13 protein-coding genes are annotated in these 20,561 nt (G+C 41.2%); 8 read left to right on the forward strand and 5 right to left on the reverse strand.

Translation table 11 applies throughout. The annotated features are described in order from the left end of the window. Positions 1–30 precede the first annotated feature (30 nt). Positions 31–798 (reverse strand): hypothetical protein, encoded by a 768-nt coding sequence (locus F3059_RS09135; RefSeq protein WP_151168455.1) that lies wholly within the window; start codon positions 796–798, stop codon positions 31–33. A 67-nt stretch (positions 799–865) separates the two neighbouring features. Here F3059_RS09135 and F3059_RS09140 point away from each other — a divergent pair, with 67 nt between their 5' ends. After that, positions 866–1,306 (forward strand): methyltransferase family protein, encoded by a 441-nt coding sequence (locus tag F3059_RS09140; RefSeq protein ID WP_151168457.1) that lies wholly within the window; start codon positions 866–868, stop codon positions 1,304–1,306. A gap of 28 nt (positions 1,307–1,334) precedes the next feature. Next, positions 1,335–1,901: an NUDIX domain-containing protein gene (locus F3059_RS09145; RefSeq protein ID WP_151168459.1), complete on the forward strand. Its 567-nt coding sequence runs from the start codon at positions 1,335–1,337 to the stop codon at positions 1,899–1,901. On the opposite strand, the gene F3059_RS09150 is transcribed toward F3059_RS09145, so the two are convergent. Then, complete coding sequence (locus tag F3059_RS09150) at positions 1,880–2,707, reverse strand: hypothetical protein (RefSeq protein ID WP_151168461.1); 828 nt, start codon at positions 2,705–2,707, stop codon at positions 1,880–1,882. The two genes, F3059_RS09145 and F3059_RS09150, sit on opposite strands and share 22 nt — an antisense overlap. Next, on the reverse strand, positions 2,704–4,497 hold the full coding sequence (locus tag F3059_RS09155) for a mechanosensitive ion channel family protein (protein WP_151168463.1): 1,794 nt from the start codon (positions 4,495–4,497) through the stop codon (positions 2,704–2,706). The genes F3059_RS09150 and F3059_RS09155 overlap by 4 nt, the downstream gene beginning before the upstream one ends. A gap of 165 nt (positions 4,498–4,662) precedes the next feature. On the opposite strand from F3059_RS09155, the gene F3059_RS09160 reads away from it, so the two are divergent. The 4 genes from F3059_RS09160 (at position 4,663) to F3059_RS09175 (ending at position 10,214) form a co-directional block, all read left to right on the forward strand. Continuing rightward, positions 4,663–7,146 (forward strand): PIG-L family deacetylase, encoded by a 2,484-nt coding sequence (locus F3059_RS09160; RefSeq protein ID WP_151168466.1) that lies wholly within the window; start codon positions 4,663–4,665, stop codon positions 7,144–7,146. Positions 7,147–7,283: 137 nt separating this feature from the next. Next, the gene (locus tag F3059_RS09165) at positions 7,284–8,996 is read left to right on the forward strand and encodes a sodium:solute symporter (RefSeq protein WP_151168467.1); all 1,713 of its coding nucleotides are present in this window, start codon (positions 7,284–7,286) and stop codon (positions 8,994–8,996) included. Then, the gene (locus tag F3059_RS09170; protein WP_151168469.1) at positions 8,968–9,402 is read left to right on the forward strand and encodes a RidA family protein; all 435 of its coding nucleotides are present in this window, start codon (positions 8,968–8,970) and stop codon (positions 9,400–9,402) included. Before F3059_RS09165 ends, F3059_RS09170 begins: the two co-directional genes overlap by 29 nt. Positions 9,403–9,413: 11 nt before the next feature. Then, the gene (locus F3059_RS09175; RefSeq protein WP_151168471.1) at positions 9,414–10,214 is read left to right on the forward strand and encodes an SDR family oxidoreductase; all 801 of its coding nucleotides are present in this window, start codon (positions 9,414–9,416) and stop codon (positions 10,212–10,214) included. A 6-nt stretch (positions 10,215–10,220) separates the two neighbouring features. Here F3059_RS09175 and F3059_RS09180 read toward each other — a convergent pair whose 3' ends face one another. Beyond that, complete coding sequence (locus tag F3059_RS09180; RefSeq protein ID WP_151168473.1) at positions 10,221–11,285, reverse strand: transporter substrate-binding domain-containing protein; 1,065 nt, start codon at positions 11,283–11,285, stop codon at positions 10,221–10,223. Between the two features lie 38 nt (positions 11,286–11,323). Continuing rightward, positions 11,324–11,965, reverse strand: a complete 642-nt coding sequence (pdeM, locus tag F3059_RS09185) for a ligase-associated DNA damage response endonuclease PdeM (protein ID WP_151168475.1) — start codon at positions 11,963–11,965, stop codon at positions 11,324–11,326. A 145-nt stretch (positions 11,966–12,110) separates the two neighbouring features. Here pdeM and F3059_RS09190 point away from each other — a divergent pair, with 145 nt between their 5' ends. Beyond that, complete coding sequence (locus tag F3059_RS09190; protein ID WP_151168477.1) at positions 12,111–17,411, forward strand: Calx-beta domain-containing protein; 5,301 nt, start codon at positions 12,111–12,113, stop codon at positions 17,409–17,411. 31 nt (positions 17,412–17,442) lie between these two features. Continuing rightward, positions 17,443–20,424, forward strand: a complete 2,982-nt coding sequence (locus F3059_RS09195; protein ID WP_151168479.1) for a LamG-like jellyroll fold domain-containing protein — start codon at positions 17,443–17,445, stop codon at positions 20,422–20,424. Positions 20,425–20,561: the final 137 nt, after the last annotated feature.

Genomic DNA, 20,561 nt, shown 5'->3' on the forward strand with positions numbered 1-20,561 from the left:
ATTTATTGAATACGGGAAGATTGTAATTTGCTATTTAACCACTCTTCCTTCAAAGTAATCATGAACATATTCACCTACATCAGGTGGAATGTAGGAAAAGTCGACAAAGACAGAGTCGCCCTCGACATAACCATACGCTTGAAGGCCGTGACAGTTCCTGTCTCCTGCACTCTCCCTTGCATCTGTGAAAAAGAAGTAATTGTAACCATATGAAGTTATGCCAGTTGGACGAAATTCACAATAAGGATGGATTCCAATCCATGATTTATTTGATGTCATGTAAAAGGTGACAGTGTCATTTGGGTTGCTCTCTCTAAATCCTTTGTATTTTTTTTCAGAGTAAGGTCGTTCACTAGCACTGTAAAAAGTTTTAACTACGCTATCAACATGTGATGCATTTGGGAAGCATTCTCCATTTGGCTTTTTGTAAACATAGAGCTTGATAGAGACATTTTGATTGGGAGGAAAACCCTTTCTTCTAACAGTGCGGGTCCTCAGTGTTTCAGCTCCCACAATCCATTTTAAGCTGTCGTAACTTTCCTGAACTGGAGTAAATTCAATAAAGTCATGGCGATACGCTGTATCTACTTCAATTAGAGTATCTACTTTTTCAGGCTTTGCAGTCACTATTTGGTGAACCTCTGAAATAGTGAAATCTGCATTGGCTTTAGAAATAAATAAGCAAGGGTTAAAGTTGACACAACCGGATTTTTTAGGGTCATAACAATCAGGGAAGTCTTTAGTACAGCTTGACCCAACTATAACTAAGAAAACTAAAAGAGAAGTAAGTTTATTCATGTGTTAGTTGGTTTGTGAAATTACTTTTGGGGATTGAACTACTAAAGTAGAAAAAAAGAAATTACACATGCCAGATAACGTTAAATCATATCTTTTCATTTCAATACAATTTGCCTGTATTGGCTATCTGCTATTTTCAGGACCGCTGTTCGCGAACAACAGTTGGTTGTTTTTATTAGAAATCCTGGGAATTGGGTTAGCATTTTGGGCTGTTGTGTCGATGAGCCAATCAAAACTCAATGTTCTTCCGGATGTTAAAAACGGAGCTACCTTAATTCAAAGCGGTCCTTATAAAAAGGTTCGTCACCCGATGTATTCTGCATTGATCGTAATCTTTTTGACTCTGATTGTTGATGAATTCTCGGTTGTGAGGTTGTTGGTTTACTTGGCTTTGACTGTGACACTTGTTGCCAAGCAATTCTACGAGGAAGGGCTGCTCAAAAAGGAATTTGGGCAATACAAATATTATCAGGAAAACACCTGGCGGATTATTCCATTCGTTTTTTGAACTTTACACTTAACAAAAATTGATCAAGATGGATTTCAAAGTCATATCAGAAAAGCTGAAATACGATTCTTTCTTAAAAATCAAAGAAGGTACAATTGAAATGATTGATTCAGGGAAAAGGCACAATCGTGAACGTGTCGACAGGCCCGATGCATCAGTAGTTTTGATCAGGAATATTGACCAAAATACAATTGTTTTAGTGGAGCAGTTTCGTTATCCAACGGGTAAAAAGATCCTGGAGGCTATGGCAGGGAAGGTCGATAAAGGTGAGAGTCCGCTCGATGCTGCAATTCGAGAAACACGCGAGGAATGTGGTTACAAAGTGAAGCCTAAAAACATCAAACATCTACATTCCAGCTTTTCTACTCCGGGTTATTCCAGTGAGAAATTTCACCTATTTTATGCCGAGGTAACGAATAGCGATAAACTCAAAAATGAAGGTGGCGGACTCGATGATGAAAATGAATACATCAATGTGGTGGAGTTGCCCGTTGAAGTTTTTAAGGAAAAAGTCGACAATCTCGAATTAGAAGATACCAAGACCTTGTTGTTAGGGATGTTTTTGAAGAGTAATCACTTCTCCTCTTTGTTGTAAATCCTGAAAGACACACCCAGATTGCCGTAAACGGATCTGAATGAAGTGAGCACATCGTCAAATCCAAAATCAAAATCGAATTGTAGGTTGGGCGTTGCCTGGTAATAAAAGCCGACCTCGGCAATTCCGCGCCATTTATCTTCGATGTCATTATAACCTGCAGCACCAAGGAAAATACCTCCTTTGGTCAGAACCGGAATCGTGAAGTTTAATGATCCTTTCAGATTTGGAGTTTCATAGAGACTGGTGTAGAAAACAGATATGGTTGGGTTCAGACTGTATTTTCCGGCAACGGAGTGGTTACTGGTAATGATAAGTTCGGGCAGGTTGTCAGTGTATTCAAAGCCGTCAGATACCCACGGAGTGTGGTATATTAATCCTACAGCTAAGTCTGGTCGCCAACCTTTTTGTTCGAGAATATTTGCCCTTACTCCAATTCGCCATGCGCTGAGTGAATTTGTTAAATCAGTGGTTTCGGCTGTGCTCGTTTTGTTGGTTTGACGGTAAGTGACTTCGTTCCTCAGCAGTGAGAAATCGGTAGAGACTTCAACTCGTTCAGCAATGCCGAAACGGATAGAACTGACAAAGCCCGTTTTTTGATCGCGGTTTCCAAGGAAGTTTTCATAACCCGGCTCTTCGTACATGGAGCCAAAAAGACCAGATTCAAACTGAAAAACATTTTTACCAACTGTAAGGGCGTTATAAGACTGACCGGGTCTGTCAGTTTGAATTGATTCCCGGAATTGAGCCTTTACTTCAGTTATGGCGATAAGTAAGAAAATTACAGTGAGTAGTTTTTTTATCATTTTTTATCTCCTTTAGGCACAGTGCTTTCATTTCCGTCTCTCATAGCACGATAATGAGGCGACAGGATTTCTACATCGGCTTCGTTGAATGAGTCGAGGATGTTTTGATGCAGGTTGCTGTAGGTCACAGCCATTTTTTTGGGTTCATCAGTGTAGGCGTTGAGTTCATAGTGAATATAAAAGTCATCGAGCTTTGTTTGTAGCACAAATGGTGCTCTGTCCTCCATTATTCCGTCCGTTTTTTCAGCGGCAGCTATCAGCAATTGATGTACTTTTTCCCAGGGGATGTCATATCCAATACTCACAGTCGTGTGGAGTAGTAGCCCCATCTCATCAGTATTTTGAGTGTAATTTACTGTATGGCTTGCCAAAATACTTGAGTTTGGAACTGTGATAATCTCATTTTTGATCGTTTTAATTCGGGTTACGAGCATGTTTTTTTCATACACATCGCCTGATATTTCACCGGTTTTGATTCGGTCTCCTACGCGGAACGGACGCATGTAAGTAATAACCAATCCGGCTACCATGTTGGAAATCGCACTACCGGATCCGATCGAAACTAAAAGTCCTAAAAATACAGAAACGCCCTTGAAAACAAGACTGTCGCTTCCCGGTAAGTACGGGAATATAACCACGACAGCAAATGCGAGTAAAAGTATGCGAATGATGTTGAAAGTTGGTTTGGCCCAATCTGGATAAAAACCCGGAATTTTGAGGTGTTCCTGTTTTACTTCATCAGCCAGATATTTGATTCCTTTGAGGATGTAATGTGTGAAAATCACAATCACAATCACAGTCAATAAGTCTGGAATATAGCTAATGATTGATGAAAAAATATCTTTGATTGGAGTGAGTGTCCACTCGATTAGCGAATCGGCAATGCCCTTGGTCCAGGGGAAAATTGCGAAAATGGCGGGCAGTGATATGTAGAGTCCAACAATGATAACGACATAGCGAAACAAACTAGTGACTTTTGCCAGGGCTCGAATAGCCTGCGAGGCATCTAAAAGTTGGTAATTCTTAATTTTTAAACCGTTAGCGAGTTTATCATGCGATTTTCGCAGTTTCAAAACCACTTTTGAGTAACCTAAATTTACGAGTTTTATGAACCCGTACAACAATCCTAGCACGAGTAAAGCCCACAAAATACGAAGTGAAATTGCCCAAATATTGTGTGATTTGTGATGTTCAGCTGTTGAGCGTGCTATGATTTGGTAGTACTCCTGAGCTAATGCGCCCATTTCAGCTTTAGCCCAAAGTGCATCTTCATCAGTAACGGAGAAAATAATGAAATCGCGGTAGTAAATGTGAATTGAAGCTTCATTGGTATCGAGGGAAAAAAGGTTTTCGCTGAACTGCCAGTCTTCAACAACTTTGTTCAACTCTTCTTCAGTTCGTTTGGCTCTGTCTGATGCTGAAAAAGGACCAATATCAGCGTAAATCGTAAATAGCGTATCGTGGTTCAATACAACCGGGGCACCATCATTACTCTCACGAAGCGATTCAATTTCCTGGATATGTCCATTTATTCGGGCAGAGTCTGCTCGTTTAAGTGCTTTGAGTTCCTGAACGAGTTCTTTGGTATTCGTGTCTTTCGTCCTTTTTAATTGCTCGATCTCTCTTTGCAGCTCAACCATTCTAAGCGAGTCTGAAAGTCGCTGGCGTTCTTGCTTCACAAGCAATTGAAAAGCATTCCTCAAAGAAGAATCAGAAGGCTGGTTACTCTGTGAGAAAACAGGCTTCACAAAAATCAAAGCCAAAACAAAAACGCAAATGAAATTTTTCATTTCAATATCTTGACGAGAAATTAACAATTCAAACTAATCCTAACTTCATTTGTTTCCCGTGGGATTGCTAATTTAGCCCACTTTGGAATCAAAGGTGGTAAAATTCGTCTTTTGTAACGAGAAAACATAACGGTTTCAATAGCTGACGAAATCAATCATAAACATATGAAAAAATTAATCTTTTTCTCTCTGGTCATTTTTGCACAATCTATTTTCGGTCAGAACCCGGAGTGGGACGCGGCACGCATCAGGCATGAAATGGAAAAGCTGAATACTGTTGGCAATGTCCTGTATTTGGCAGCACATCCCGATGATGAAAATACACGCCTTATCACCTGGTTGGCCAATGAGAAAAAAGTGCGAGCAGCATACCTTTCGCTTACCAGAGGAGATGGCGGCCAAAACCTAATCGGTGATGAAAAAGGACCGCTCATGGGCTTGGTCAGAACCCAGGAGCTGATGGAAGCCCGCAACAACGATGGAGGAGAACAGTTTTTTACACGAGCACTCGATTTCGGATACAGCAAAACAGCCGAGGAAACATTTGAAAAATGGAACCGAGATAGTATTCTGGCAGATGTCGTTTACACTATTCGCCAGTTTAAGCCTGATGTGATTGTGACGCGTTTCCCACCAAACGGATATGCCGGTCACGGACACCACACAGCATCGGCAATGTTGGCAGATGAAGCTTTTAAAGCAGCAGCTGATCCAACTCAGTTTTCGGCATCGGCTGAGAAGTTTGGAGCCTGGCAGGTGACACGCCTATTCTTCAACGCGAGTTCGTGGTGGGATGAAGACATCGCAGATCGAGCTGATGAATACGTGACCGTTAATGTTGGAAAATACAATCCGCTTCTCGGGAAAGAATACACTGTGATTGCAGCTGAAAGTCGAAGTCAGCACCGTAGCCAGGGGTTTGGCGATGCGCGTGATCGCGGTGAGTCGATCGAGTACCTCGAATTGCGCAAAGGCGAAGAAGTAAAATCAAACTCGATGTTCGATGGTATTGACTTAACCTGGGATAGAGTAAAAGGGAGCAGACAGGTTCAAAAAATGCTCAATAAAGCGCTTGCCAGCTACGATCCGCAAAACCCTGATGCCAGCATTTCGGCTCTGATCGATATTTATTTTGCGATTAAAGAATTACCGGATTTTTATCAAAAAGAATACAAACTCAATCAGTGCAAAGAACTCATTGCTGCTTGTGGTGGATTTTGGTTTGAATTCCTGGCTGAAGAAGACAAAGTCGCAGCAAACACGGAGGTCCCCGTTAAGTTTGAAGCTATTTCACAGCTTAACACACAACAAAAGCTCAAAGAAATCAAGGTTGGCGAAAAGTCGTGGACTGTCAACGAAGAACTCGGCAATGAGGTCACGGCTCTGAACGATACACTCAAAGTAGCAGATCAAAAAACAGTGCCTTATTGGCTTTGGTCAGACCCCGAGCACAACATGTTCCCCATTCCTGTTCCGGAGTGGCGCAACATGCCTGAGACTCCGGCAGTTTTTCAGGCAGATTTCATCATTGAAACCGAAAAAGGCGATATCCCATTTACGCGTGATATCCGCTACAAGTGGGTGAGCCGAAAGGACGGAGAACTTTACAAACCGTTTCATATCATTCCGCAGGTTACCGTTACGCCCGATGAAAAAACAGTGCTTTTTGGCAGCATGGAGCCAAAAGAGGTAACGGTAAAAGTGAAAACGTACAATGCATCTAAAGAAAAGGTGATTGTAAAACCACAATTACTTAAAGGCTGGACTGCAGAGCCGGAATACGTTGAAAAGAAAAACGTTGAAAAAGGACATACTTTCTTCGCAACTTTCACTCTTTTCCCAACTGAGGATCAGGGTAATTTTGAAATGAACTTTTTGGTGAATGGCGAAAAAGCGCACGATATCAAAGAAATCGATTACCGACACATCGAAAATCAACTCGTGACACCAAAAGCTTCAATCAATCTTGTGAGAGCTGATATCAAAACTGTAGGTGATAGAATTGGTTACATCATGGGATCTGGTGATGAGGTGCCAACTGCCCTTGAACAAATGGGATACAGTGTAGATATCCTCGACCCCGAGCGACTAACATTCGATGTGTTGAATGATTACAGCTCAATCGTGTTGGGAGTTCGTGTTTACAATACCACACCGGCTATTGTCGATCTTCACGGAACGTTGAACAAGTATGTGAAACAAGGTGGAAACCTGGTTGTGCAGTACAACAAGAGTTATGGATTAATCAGTGACAAAATTGGTCCTTATGACTTAAAAATTGGTCGTTCTCGCGTCACAGTTGAAGAAGCTCCGGTAGCTTTTCTGAATCGCGAACACGAGTTATTCAATACGCCAAACAAAATCACCGAAAACGATTTTGACGGCTGGGTGCAGGAACGCGGACTTTACTTCCCTGAAGAATGGAGCGATGATTACGAAGCTTTAATCGGGTGGAACGATCCCGGAGAAGATATGAAAAAGGGAGCGTTACTCGCTGCCGAATATGGGAAAGGCCGCTTCGTTTATACCGGAATTAGCTTCTTTAGAGAGCTGCCGGCTGGAGTTCCGGGAGCATTTAGGCTTTTCGCGAATATCGTGAGTTATGCTCCGCAAAATACTAATGGTCAGAACCAAACGAGCGATGAATAAACCCGACATTGAAGATAAGGTTAAATCACCACCGGTTTTCAAAAGCTGGAAGGGACTGTACATTTTTGTACTTGCTTTTCTTCTGGTTCAGATTGTAGCGTACTGGTTCATTTCAAATATTTGGTAAAACACTTTGCATGACACTCACCGATTGGATTGTACTCGCAGGAACTCTTTTGCTCATCGTTGGATACGGTGCGTGGAAAACGCGGAAAAACGAGAGTATTTCCGGGTTTTTGAAAGGAGATAACCAGCAAAACTGGTGGACAATCGGGTTGTCGATAATGGCCACACAAGCCAGTGCGATTACTTTTTTGAGTACGCCCGGGCAGGCATTTGAAAGTGGGATGGGATTCGTCCAGTTTTATTTTGGATTGCCCATTGCAGCTGTGATTATCTCGGCAGTTTTTATTCCCATTTACTACAAACTCAATGTTTACACAGCTTACGAATATCTCGAGAGTCGTTTCGGATTGCCGACCCGGCTTTTCACGGCTATGCTGTTTTTGATTTCACGTGGGTTAGCGGCCGGAATCACCATTTACGCTCCGGCAATTATTCTTTCGACTTTGCTCGGTTGGAATCTCTATCTCACTAATATTCTCGTTGGTGTTTTAGTTATCGTTTACGTTGTTTCGGGAGGTACACGTGCCGTGAGTCTCACACAAAAGTGGCAAATGGGTGTGATCATGGGTGGGATGTTCCTCGCATTCGGTTTAATCATTTCCTATCTACCTGACGAACTCGATTTTGGCGAAGCCGTCAATCTTGCCGGGGAAATGGGGAAAATGGAAATTGTTGATACTTCTTTTAATCTCGAAAACCGCTACACCTTGTGGACCGGTCTTTTGGGAGGTTTCTTCCTGGCGCTCTCGTATTTTGGAACAGATCAGTCTCAGGTTCAGCGTTATTTGGGTGGGAAATCAGTTGCTGAATCCCGGTTTGGGTTGTTGTTTAACGGTCTTTTAAAAGTCCCGATGCAACTTTTCATCCTGTTTGTGGGAATTATGGTTTTCGTGTTTTTCCAGTTCAATGAGCCACCTGCATTTTTCAATCGACCCGGGATGAAAGAAGCTCTTCAAACTGAGCACGCACAAAAGATCAAAGATTTGGAAAGCGAGTACAGTTCACTCTATTCTGAAAAAGAAACTGCGCTTACAACTTACATGCTTGAAGAAGGATCTGAAAAAGAGCAGGCCTTAGAGAAAGCGAAAAATATTCAGAACCAATCGGATGAGGTGCGGTCAGAACTCAAGCAAACCCTCAAAAAAGCTGACCCGCTAATCGAGACCAAAGACACCGATTATGTTTTCCTTACATTCATTTTAGGCTACATGCCGCAGGGAGTTGTGGGGCTCTTGCTCGCGGTGATTTTATCTGCAGCCATGTCGAGTACAGCCGGAGAAATCAATGCGCTTTGCTCCACGACAATGGTGGATTATTACAAGCGATTGTCGGGTAAAACGAGCAGTGAAGTGAATGAAGTTCGCATGTCGCGATTGTTCACCTTGATTTGGGGTGTTTTGGCGATAACCGTTGCGCTCTCGGCAAGTTTGTTTGAGAATTTGATTCAGCTCGTGAATTTGCTCGGTAGTTTATTTTACGGAACGATTCTCGGGATTTTCCTTGTAGCTTTTTTCCTGAAAAAAATTGGAGGAAAGCCAACACTTTGGGCCGGAATTTTGGGTGAAATCGTTGTGCTGACCTGTCACTTTTTAACTGTTTACGAAGTCATCGAGATCGGATATTTGTGGTACAATCTCATCGGTTGCGGAGCAGTGATTATTTTTGCTGTATTATTCAATCAAATATTTCCATCCGATGAGCGACCAAAAGTACAACACCAGTAAAGCACCCAAGCCTGTTGGCTTATATCCTCACGCACGCAAAGCAGGGAACTTGTTATTCCTTTCGGGAGTTGGTCCGCGCACAGCCGGATCTGACCAAAACGACAGCGGTGTTCCCGGTTTGAAACTCGACCACAACGGAAACTTTGAAGAGTTCGACTTTGAGGCTCAGGTTCACAGCGTGTTCAACAATGTGAAAGAGATTTTGGAAGCCTCAGGATCTGACTGGAATCAACTGGTTGATGTAACGGTTTTTTTAACGAACATGAAGCGCGACTTCAAGACGTTCAATAAGATTTACGCTGAGTATTTTAAGGATAATCAGCCATGCCGCACAACAGTGGAAATAAGCTCTTTGCCAACGCCAATCGCAATCGAATTGAAGTGCGTGGCGAGTTTGGAAGATTAATTTGATGCCTCATGACACAGTTTAAAAATAAAAATGTCCTCATTACCGGAGGAGCCGGAGTGCTTGGCGGTTTGTTTGCAAAGCACGCTATTGAGCGAGGAGCTCAAAAAGTTGTGTTGTGGGATGTTGATGAAAAAGGACTTGAGAACAAGCAAAAAGAAATTCCAGCTGTTCTGATCAAAAAAGTGGATCTATCTGACAGAAGTAAAATTGAAAACGCTGCTTCGGAACTTTTGAAAGAGTTGGGCTCAGTTGATATCGTTTTCAATAATGCAGGAATTGTTGCCGGAAAACCATTTGAAGAGTGTAGTCAGGACGAAATTGAAAAAGTGATTCAGGTCAATGTGCTCGCTGTAATGCATGTTACGCGTGCTTTTTTACCGGAGATGGTCAAAAATAAAAACGGACACATCATCAATATTTCATCAGCTGCTTCGTTGATCGCAAATCCGCGAATGAGCGTTTATGCAGGGAGTAAGTGGGCTGTTACCGGCTGGAGTGAGTCGCTCAGGATTGAGCTTGAAAAAATGAAAAAGGGAGTGCAGGTGACAACTGTACAGCCCGGCTACATTGATACAGGCATGTTTGAAGGAATTAAGGCTCCGCTCATGACTCCAATTCTCAAACCGGAGAAAATAGCTTTGAAAATCATCAGAGCCGTAGAAAAAAACAAGGTCACGATCAGATCCCCATTCATGGTTAAGTTGACTCCATTTCTCAAAGGCGTTTTACCACAACGAACTTTCGACTTTGTAGCCGGAAAAATATTTGGTGTTTATTCTACGATGGATTCGTTCACAGGCAGAAAGTAGTCAACACTACTTCGCCATTTCAACCTCCCACTGCGGAGATTTTATTTGTTCAACGATGATAGGGTCTAAAGTCGATCTAAGCTCGCTCCCTTTTGGGAACATAAAGCTGTAATAATCAGTCTTGAGTGTTTTATCGACTATCACTAACTCGTCATTGTAGCCATTAGTTTTGATGAAGTGATTGAGGATAGGTTTGTCATAAACGAAGAAATCCAGTTCGTCATTTTTAAGCGCTTCCAAACCACTTTCAACATTTGCGTATTCTTCAAATGAAACTCCGTTTTGAGTCAGCGTTTTTGAAGTGCTTGTATTTTTAACAGTTCCCACTGAAAACTTTTTCAGATCGCTAAAGTTTTGAATTTGCGCATCGAGCGATTGTACGGTTAATGAACTGGCTATACTCGCTGTTAAACCACTGATGAGAATGATAGCAGCAAACATCCAAATAAACCCGATGATTCTACCACCAAAAGTGCGAGGTGCTTTATCTCCGTAACCAACTGTAGTCATCGTCACAGCACTCCACCAAAAACCATCGCCAATTCCTTTTGAACCTTTTCTAAACTCTTCGTTTTTGCCTTTTTCGAAGACCCAGATCAGCAGTCCGAATATGAAAATGACAACCACTAGCACGAGCGTAGCCGAAAAGAAATCGGCACTAAAAAGGTTTTTGATCATCTTGAGCATTTCGTTTTCATCGCGCTGAGCCAGGGTCGTTGATGAAATGTAGTAAGGCTGAGAGAAATCCAATTTCTGCATTCTTTGCGAGGTCACTGTTACGGGGTTTATACTCAAATCTACTTCGCCATTTGCTGTTGCGTCAATGAGCTCATCAATTGTTTCGTATTTGACGTACTCATATTCAGATCCGAGCTGGCCATCAACTAATTGCCAAAGCTCTACGCTCAACCCCTGAATGGTGCCCTGTTCTTCATACACAAACGGAGGAGCCGGCTTGATGCCAACCTTTATCGTTTGTTTTTTTGAATTGAGAGAATCAGCCTCCTGGCTGAATCCAACTGTTGAAAAAATAGCTAGAAGAGGAATCAATAATAACTTGAAGATTTTCATATGCTGCGTTTTGGATAACTCAAATCTAATAAAATGGATTATTTTGATGTTACGTCTATCACTTCATCGTTTGTCGTGACAAAAACGCGATCACCAGTCTTTGGCTTTAAAATATACTTTCCCGTTAAATCACTGAAAGCCGGCAAAATCCCATGGCTCTGACAGAAATAAAAACAAGGCAACTTAACGGATTGTTTTCCTTTTCCTTTAAGTCTTACACCCGGATGAATGTGTCCGTAAATATTGTAATGGTCAGATCCTGAGTCATCAGGCTCATGCGTGAATAACAGTTCATCAGTGCGTATTTCAGGAGTGGTTTTGATGTTGTATCGGGCATAATGATGCGGTTTTAGTATGTCGTGATTTCCCTCAATCAACGTGAATTCAACATTTTCAAATGCTGAGATGAACTTTCCAAACTCTTCCCACTCAAGGTTGTAAGTGCTGTGGAATAAATCTCCAAGAAACCAAACTTCTCGAGGTTGATGTTTTAAAATGAGTTTTTCAAGCTGAACCAAATTGTTAAATCGAGCAGAGCTTGGAATCCCGATTCCGTTTTTCCTAAAGTGACTGATTTTTCCAAGATGCAAGTCGCTGATGATTAGTGTCTTTTCACTTTTCCATAAAAGAGCTCTTTCGGGAAGCAGGTCAAAAGTTTGTGATGCAACAGTTACACGCATTTTACAAAGATTACAACATGTAATCAATTGATAATTATAAATGTTGAGTTTGAAGAATCAACAAAGCTGTGTGCATAAGTTGTGGTGTTCGTATAGATGAGTGATTTTAAGTAAGGTAAATTTGAAGAGTTAAAATAGGGAACTTATGGATAATCGTACAAAAAATTACGCGAGTTTATTTCTAACTCTTTCTTGCCTTTTTCTTTTATCTGGAGTTTTAAAATCTCAAACTCCTGGTGGTGTAGCAACAACAACTGAAGTTCGTTTTTGGTATGACGTTGCGGAGTTTTCTTCGGCTTCAAATAATACCTCAATCAGTACCTGGACCAACAAAGGAGGAAACTCTGAAGATGCAACTCAAAGTTCCGGTTCTGAGCAACCAACACTCAAAAACAATGCTTCAAACCAGGTTAATGGTTTTCCTGTGATTCGTTTCGATGGAAATAACGATGCATTAGGTATTGCAAATAATGGTGATCTCAATGATGGAGGCCCCTGGGACGAGAGAACTTTTAATCTTGTTTTTAAAACTGGAAGTAATACGTCAACACAGCAGGTTTTGTATGAGGAGGGTGGAACAACAAGAGGTTTTTCATTCATTATTGAAGGTGGACAATTGCATATAAACGCCTGGAATATGAATAATGATGGAGCTGCTTCTCCATGGGGTCTCGAATCAGAGAACTTCAATATATCATCAAATCAAGAGTATATTTTATCTGTTGTTTACGATGGTGGTACCAGTAGTTCAAACGGGACTATTGATTGTTATTTAAATAGTACTCAAACGAAACAACTCAATTCAATAGGTACTTTGTATAATCACACTGATAATGTTGAATTTGGAAACTCTTCATCTACGCTTGACCAAAATAGTTCAAGTGTGAACTCTGCCCCTTTTTCAGGAGATATTTTGGAGTTTATTGTTGCTGATTATGAAGTTTCAACAAGTGAAAGAAAAATCATTGAAAACTACCTTTCTTCAAAATATGACATCAACATTGGAGCAAATGACTACTATGCTTATGATGGTAGTGGCTATTATTTTGACTTAATTGGTATAGGTCAGGAATCAGGACTGTCGAGTCAATCTGCTCAGGGTGAAGGAATGATATCACTTTCAAACCCAACCGGACTTGGAAATTCTGAATACTTATTGATTGCTAATAATTCAGCTTCTACAAGCTCCTGGTCTACTTCAAATTCACCCGATGCTGCGAATATTGAACATCTCAATGAAGAGTGGAGAGTGTCTGAAATTGGCGAGGTTGGAGATGTTGATGTGACTGTTGATGGAACACAACTCCCTGGTTTGACAGCAGGGTATAAGGTGGGAATTCTGGTTGATGATGACGGAGACTTTACTTCTGGAGCTGAACTTTATGAGTTATCTAGCTCAGGAAGTGATTACACCGGAACTGTTAATTTGAATAATGCTGACTACATAAGAGTAGCACAATTTAGAGAGGTTGTGAGTTTTAACGATCAGAACCAGTCGAGCTCAGAGAGTGTGAATGCAACACCTACTGTATCTATTAACTACGTTCCAACTCAAAACACGACTTTCACAATCAATTACAGGACAAATGATGTTTCTGCTACGAGTGGATCTGACTACACTGCAGTTCCAAATGGAAGTTCTAGTGTTACGATTAATGCTGGAGCATCTGATGGGAGCTTACCGGCTGTAACGGTGAATAATGATGCAATTGATGAATCTGACGAAACTTTTGAAGTGATTTTGGAAAGTGGTTCAGGATATGTTTTGAATGCTGACTCTGTGCTCACTTACACGATTAACGATGATGATAGTCCCTACAAATTGTATTTTGACTCCGATACATCATCTGTTAATGAATCAACTTCGAGCATTTCAATTCCGGTTAAGCTAAGTGCTCAAAGTTCTTCTGCAGTGAGTGTTGATTACTCGGTTGTTGGCGGAATTGCCACGAGTGGATCTGACTATAACTTATCATCGGGGACTTTGAATTTTAGTGCCGGAGATACAGTAGAAAATATTTCAGTTTCTATTGTCAACAATACGAGTTACGAGCCTGATGAAACAGTAGAGATTCAATTATCTAATCCATCAGGAGCTGATTTGGATAACGGACCTTCGCCATCGGGAACGGGATTTGTAGAGCACGAGCTCACGATTAAAGATGACGATTTACCAGAAGTAGAGTTCGCTAGTTCATCAGCTACTGTTTCAGAATCTGATGGTTCTGTATCGCTTACAGTGAATTTGTCTTCAGCTTTTTCTCAAAACATTACGGTAGATTATTCAATTAATGCCGGCTCTGCTTCTCAGGGATCTGATTATACAGGCTCTTCAGGATCAGTAATTATTTTATCTGGGAGCAGTTCAAGTGATATTATAATACCAATTGTGAATGACTGTAACATTGAGAGCAGTGAAAACTTTACGGTTGATATCACAAATGTTTCTATTGGTACAATTGGTTCAACAAGTTCCTCAACAGTCACAATACAAGATGACGATGTTGGTGGTCCGGGAGGAGTAGGATGTGCTTTAAAATTATGGTATAGACCTGATGCCGGAATTACCGGAGGTGGTTCAGTTTCATCCTGGACAGACGACTCTCAGGGAGTTATTGCCAGCGCAGCAGCATCAAATAATGAGCCTCAATTCAATGGCGGAACCAGCGACACAACATTCAATTTTCAAAACTATTTGACATTTGATGGATCAAATGACAGACTGGGAATCGACTTGTCTTATAACTCTGTAAGCCTTTCTAAAATTTACACGTTCGTTGCATTTAGAACTAACGAAAGTGGTAATAGCTATAATAGCAATTGGGCATTTCTCGATTTTGATAGATCTGAGTTTTTCAATACTTATATAACAGGCGATGGAAAAGTAGCCCTTTCTTATAATAGTACAGATATTGAAGGAAGCCCGGGCTTTAATGATAATATGCCACACATAGGGGGATTTGTTTTTGACAATTCTTTAAGTGAAGACACAAAGCTCTTTGCTGATGGTGCAACTGAATACTCCAATGATGAAAAAGGAGGATCGTTCCAGGTAGGAGCTAATACTACTCGTTATGGCTACATTGGAGATGGATCTGAAGCTTCTTCATTGAATGGTTCCGGTAATAATATTTATTACAAAGGGGACATAGCTGAGATTATCTATGTTGAAGGGCAAACACTCAGCAGTGTAGAAATCAATCAAATACAGACTTACCTTGCACTCAAGTACGGTGTTACGTTAAACATGACGAATGATCCTGCTACTGGTTCAACTGATGAGCGCGATTATTTGAACTCAGCAGGAAATGCTGTTTGGGATTATTCTGCAAATAGTGGCAATAACTCTGCAATTGCAGGATTAATAAGAGATGATGATGCATCTTTGGAAGTTCTCAAGGCGAGATCAGTAAATGGAGGTGCAATTTTAACAGGTGAAGTATCGTCACTCAGCGATCAGGAGTCAATCGTTTGGGGCCACAACGGCCAGCCAGTTGAAACAGAAAAAAATGAAACAGGTACTTTAACAACCAAACTCAAAAGAGAATGGAAAGCAACTGAGGTTGGACAAACCGGAAACTTAACGCTTAAAGTAGATTTAAGTAATTTAGCTTCCATCCCGTCCAGCAGTAGTGATATTTATTTGCTTACTGATAGTGACGGTGACTTTTCAAATGCAACAACACTTGCTACTGCTACATCGATAAATGGATCTGAGGTTACATTCAGTAATGTTGATATCGATGATGGAGACTATTTCACAATCGGTTTTTACGAAGCGGTAATTTGGACAGGTTCAACATGGCAAAACGGGAGTGGATCAGCAAATAGACCAGCAGTAGCTGATTCTACTAGAAAACTCTTTATCAATGGAAGTGGAGCTAATATTCAATCTGATGCAATAGTTAGTTACGCTGAAATTGCCAGTGGAGCTGATGTCACAATCCTTACAGGAAACAGCCTAACAGTTCAAAATGAAATCATCAATGATGGAACTGTCACGGTCAACAATTTTGGCTCATTGGTTCAAACTCATTCCGGAGCTAATCAAAACTCAGGTTCAGGAAGCTATGAGGTTAAGAAAATAGGAATAGGAAACCCTAACTATTTTAACCTTTGGAGTTCACCTATTCAATCTGCCGATATTTTAAACACATTCAATGGAGCAAATCCATGTGATGTATTTGTGTTTGATCCGGCTACACAATTGTACAGCCATGACTACACTCAGGGCTTCAGTACAACATGTAATGGAAATCCGGTAACATTTCAGTCAAATCAGGTGATATCAGGCGGTGACGGAATTATGGATGTTGCAAGAGGGTATTACATTCCGGGTAAATCAGGAGGAACGAGAACATTCACCGGAGATGTGAATAACGGAGACTACAACATTTCAATTCAGCAAAACCCCAACCCATCAACACCACAGGCAAACTGGATGGGAGATGATTGGAATTTGATTGGAAACCCGTATCCATCATCAATTGATGCAGCAGCATTCGTCAATGAAAACTCAAGTGCTATTTCAGGGTCAATTTATTTTTGGGATGACGCGCAGAGTGGCAATTTTGATGACGGTGACTTTGCTGTTTGGAACACTATGGGCGGAACAAGCTCACCAAATAGTGCGACAAACCCCAACGGGAGCATCGGCTCCGGACAAGGCTTTTGGGTTGTTGCAAACTCAAACGGTAATGTCGTCTTCAATAACGCAATGCGCAATGACCAAAACGGTCAGTTCTTCAAAAATGACCCCCAGTCAGATCCAAAAGCATGGCTAACACTTGAAGACAGCGCAGGACTTACCAACCAAATTCTTGTTGGATTTCCTCAAGATGCAACAGATGGTTACGATGATGCCTATGATGCATACAAAGAAGAAGGCAATGCGCATATCGCCTTCGGTTCAGTGCTCGATACATTGGGTTATGCGATTCAGGGATTGGCTCCGATTAACCCGGGATCTGAAAAAGTTGTGGACCTTTATTTACGGTCAGAGCGCAGCGGTGAGCGAACCATTCGTCTTGACTCAGCACTGGCGATGGACGATCACATCATTTACCTGCTAGACCGAAAAACAGGCGAGGAGCACGATTTATCAAGTGGAGCATTTACTTTCAGTGAAGACTATTCAATTGATGATAAATCTCGATTTGCGATCGTGTTCAAGCGTTCACAGAGCACAGGTATAAAAATGGCTTATGAAAATAAGAGCGTAAAAATATTCACCAGGGAAAACTACATAATTGCACGGGTTGAAACAGGTGTAGAAACTATTAAAAAGATAAAAGTTTACGACCTTACAGGTAGAGCCATCATCGAGCAAAACACAAACGAGAACACCGTTAGAATTAATTCAAGTAACTTACCTACCGGTGTTTATGTTATTGGGGTTGATACAGGTGACTCACAAGCGATTAAGCAAAAAGTAGTTATACACTAACCAATATACAAACTAATAATTCGGGGAAATCATGAACAAAAAACTACAACAACATCAAATTGCTGTGCTTTTCACAACAGCGTTATTTTTTGTTTTCGGCCAAGACTCTTTTTCTCAAACTGGCCCTGGTGGAGTAAGTGACTCTGCTAATTTGGGCTTATGGCTCGATGCCAGTACGCTTTCATTGAGTGATAACGCCTCTGTTACTTCCTGGACTGACCAATCAGGAAATGGAAACAATGCAGGACAATCATCAAACTCAAATAAACCATCATTCAATGCTTCAAGTTCGCTTGGTGGTAGGCCTGCGGTACATTTTTCAGGAGGCACGAACAATTCAACATCTGACTACCTAACAGTTCCTGATGACGATAAACTTGATGGAACCTCAGGGTTGACTTTTTACGCTGTAGTTAGGCCTGATAATATGGGTAATCCAGATGTACAAGCAATTTACGGGAAAAGACCTAGTCAAAACTCAAGTAGTGATTGGGCTTATACCTGGTTCTTTTGGAATGGCAATAATTTATATCTGGATCTGGATAACAATAACAATCGATTTGGTACGCCTAATTCATATAGCAGTAACACAAACTATATGCTCAACATGACTTTTGATGGATCATTGAGTCAGAGCCAGAGAGCTAAAATTTATACTAACGGGAGTTTAAGTAAGACTAATTCTGAAAGCTCGACTAATATCCCTAATAGTAATGTGGACTTGTATATTGGCGTAATGGATGATGGTTATGGAAAGTACTTCAGTGGAGATATGGCTGAATTGATGATTTTCACAAAAGCTTTAAATCGAGCTGAGCGAATAATCATTGACAACTACCTTGGAGCCAAATACCAAATCTCAATTGCCAATGATCATTTTGCCTATGAGTCTGACTTTGGTTTAGGAGTTATCGGAATTGGTAGAGCTTCTGATGGTTCAAGCCATTCGGCTTCTCAGGGAAAAGGAATCTTGAAAATCGAAAATCCATCTTCGTTGAATAACAATGACTTTTTATTCATCGGTCACAACGATGATGAGCTCGCTACTGTTGATACTTGCGATGCTCCGGGACTTTATGGTAAGCGGATCAAGCGTGCATGGAAAGTTGGCGAATCCAATGAAGTGGGAACTGTTGATCTCACATTTGACATCAGCTCGTTTTCTGATTTTTCATCTTCAGGATCTGACTATGCGCTTCTCGTTAGTTCAAATGCAACTTTCAAAAATGCAACAACTATAACATCTGGTATTTCATTGAGCGGAAATGAGCTTACTATTTCAGGAGTCAATTTAAATGATGGCGATGTCATTACTCTGGCAACAACACAATCAGTTGTTTGGGATGGAGTTTCGTGGAGCAATGGAAGCGGATCTGCCGGATCCCCTTCAAGTGCTGATGCTTCTAAAAAGTTAATCATCAACGGTTCTTCAGCCTCGCTAAACAACGATGCTTCCTGTGAATGTTTGGAGGTTTTGAGTGGAAACGATTTTACCATTAATAACAGTCAAGACTTAACCGTTTCATCAGCAATTGATAATGAAGGAACGATTACTGTTGAGCATACTGGGTCACTGATTCAAACAAATACCGGATCTGACCAAAACACAGGAAACGGGAATTATATCATAGAAAAAGACGGACTAGCAAATGACGCTTATTTTAACCTTTGGAGTTCGCCAATTCAGTCTGCTGATATTTTAAACACATTCAATGGAGTAAATCCATGCGATGTTTTTGTGTTTGAATCTGACATACAGCTTTACAGCCACGATTTCACACCTGGTTTTAACACGACATGCAATGGCAATCCGGTAACCTTTCAATCTGGTGATGTTATTTCAGGCGGAGACGGAATTATGGATGTTGCAAGAGGGTATTATATACCTGGAGCAACTGGAGGAACAAGAACTTTTGATGGTCAGGTGAATAATGGAAACTTTTCAATCGCAATTACTCAACAGAGTAACCCAAATTCATCTAACGCAAACTGGACAGATGACAACTGGAACCTTATAGGAAATCCTTATCCGTCATCGATTGATGCCAATGCTTTTTGGACTGAGAATGCCATCAACAACAGTCGCATTTCAGGTGCAATCTACTATTGGGATGATGCACAAACGGGAAATTTTGATGATGGCGATTTTGCTCAGTGGAATACAATAGGAGCCACTTCTTCGCCAAATAGCAGCGTTTCACCGAACGGGAGCATCGCATCAGGTCAGGGTTTTTGGGTTGTTGCTGACGCCAACAGCTCAGTGCAGTTCACCAACTCCATGCGCAATGCTCAAAATGATCAGTTTTTTAAAACAAGTTCACAGTCAGAGCCCAAACTATGGCTAACCGTAGTGGACAGTGCCGGGCTCATGAACCAGTTGCTGATCGGGTTTCCACAAGACGCTACAGATGGTTTCGACAAAATTTACGATGCATACAAAGCTGAGGGAAATTCGCATATTGCTTTTGGTTCAGTGCTCGATACATTGGGTTACGCTATTCAGGGACTGGCTCCGGTAGTTCCGGGATCTGAGAAAGTTGTAGACCTGTATTTACGGTCAGAGCGCAGCGGGGAGCGAACCATTCGTCTTGACTCAGCACTGGCGATGGATGATCACACAATTTACCTTCTCGACAGGCAAACCGGCTCTGAAGTTGAAATTTCGGAATCGGATTACACTTTTACATCTGAAAATCGAATCGACTCAAAATCTCGATTTGCTCTCAAATTTGTTCGAGATGAAACAACCGGAATCGAGAATGTGAAAACTGACAAAGAGGATCAGGTAAAACTCTTTGCTCACGATAACTTGATTGAGGCATCTGTTAGAAGAGGTAATGCTAAAATCAATAAACTTCAGGTTTACGACATTGCAGGTCGCGAAGTATTAAATGTTAAAACGAATAGCCAATATATTCAACAACCCGTTTCAAAGCTGAATGTAGGGGTTTATATCGTTCGTGTTCAGCTCGATAATGGAGCTGATCACAAAAAGAAAATTGTCATTCAGTAATTGAATTTATGCCAGTTGGGTTTTCAAAACCCAACTGGTTTTTTACTCGTTCCTAAGCCACTAAATAACTTTTATCAATATCACTATAAACCCGCGTTATCGCTGGTGTTTAGAAAGGTTCTAAATTAGTTTGTCGT

This window comes from Salibacter halophilus (assembly GCF_008806325.1).
GTDB classification, from domain to species: Bacteria; Bacteroidota; Bacteroidia; order Flavobacteriales_G; family Salibacteraceae; genus Salibacter; species Salibacter halophilus.

Excerpts from the sequence above, each read along its gene's own strand:
- F3059_RS09135 (WP_151168455.1), bottom strand. The coding sequence starts at position 798 with ATGAATAAACTTACTTCTCTTTTAGTTTTCTTAGTTATAGTTGGGTCA.
- F3059_RS09140 (WP_151168457.1), top strand. The coding sequence starts at position 866 with ATGCCAGATAACGTTAAATCATATCTTTTCATTTCAATACAATTTGCC.
- F3059_RS09145 (WP_151168459.1), top strand. The coding sequence starts at position 1,335 with ATGGATTTCAAAGTCATATCAGAAAAGCTGAAATACGATTCTTTCTTA.
- F3059_RS09150 (WP_151168461.1), bottom strand. The coding sequence starts at position 2,707 with ATGATAAAAAAACTACTCACTGTAATTTTCTTACTTATCGCCATAACT.
- F3059_RS09155 (WP_151168463.1), bottom strand. The coding sequence starts at position 4,497 with ATGAAAAATTTCATTTGCGTTTTTGTTTTGGCTTTGATTTTTGTGAAG.
- F3059_RS09160 (WP_151168466.1), top strand. The coding sequence starts at position 4,663 with ATGAAAAAATTAATCTTTTTCTCTCTGGTCATTTTTGCACAATCTATT.
- F3059_RS09165 (WP_151168467.1), top strand. The coding sequence starts at position 7,284 with ATGACACTCACCGATTGGATTGTACTCGCAGGAACTCTTTTGCTCATC.
- F3059_RS09170 (WP_151168469.1), top strand. The coding sequence starts at position 8,968 with ATGAGCGACCAAAAGTACAACACCAGTAAAGCACCCAAGCCTGTTGGC.
- F3059_RS09175 (WP_151168471.1), top strand. The coding sequence starts at position 9,414 with ATGACACAGTTTAAAAATAAAAATGTCCTCATTACCGGAGGAGCCGGA.
- F3059_RS09180 (WP_151168473.1), bottom strand. The coding sequence starts at position 11,285 with ATGAAAATCTTCAAGTTATTATTGATTCCTCTTCTAGCTATTTTTTCA.
- pdeM (WP_151168475.1), bottom strand. The coding sequence starts at position 11,965 with ATGCGTGTAACTGTTGCATCACAAACTTTTGACCTGCTTCCCGAAAGA.
- F3059_RS09190 (WP_151168477.1), top strand. The coding sequence starts at position 12,111 with ATGGATAATCGTACAAAAAATTACGCGAGTTTATTTCTAACTCTTTCT.
- F3059_RS09195 (WP_151168479.1), top strand. The coding sequence starts at position 17,443 with ATGAACAAAAAACTACAACAACATCAAATTGCTGTGCTTTTCACAACA.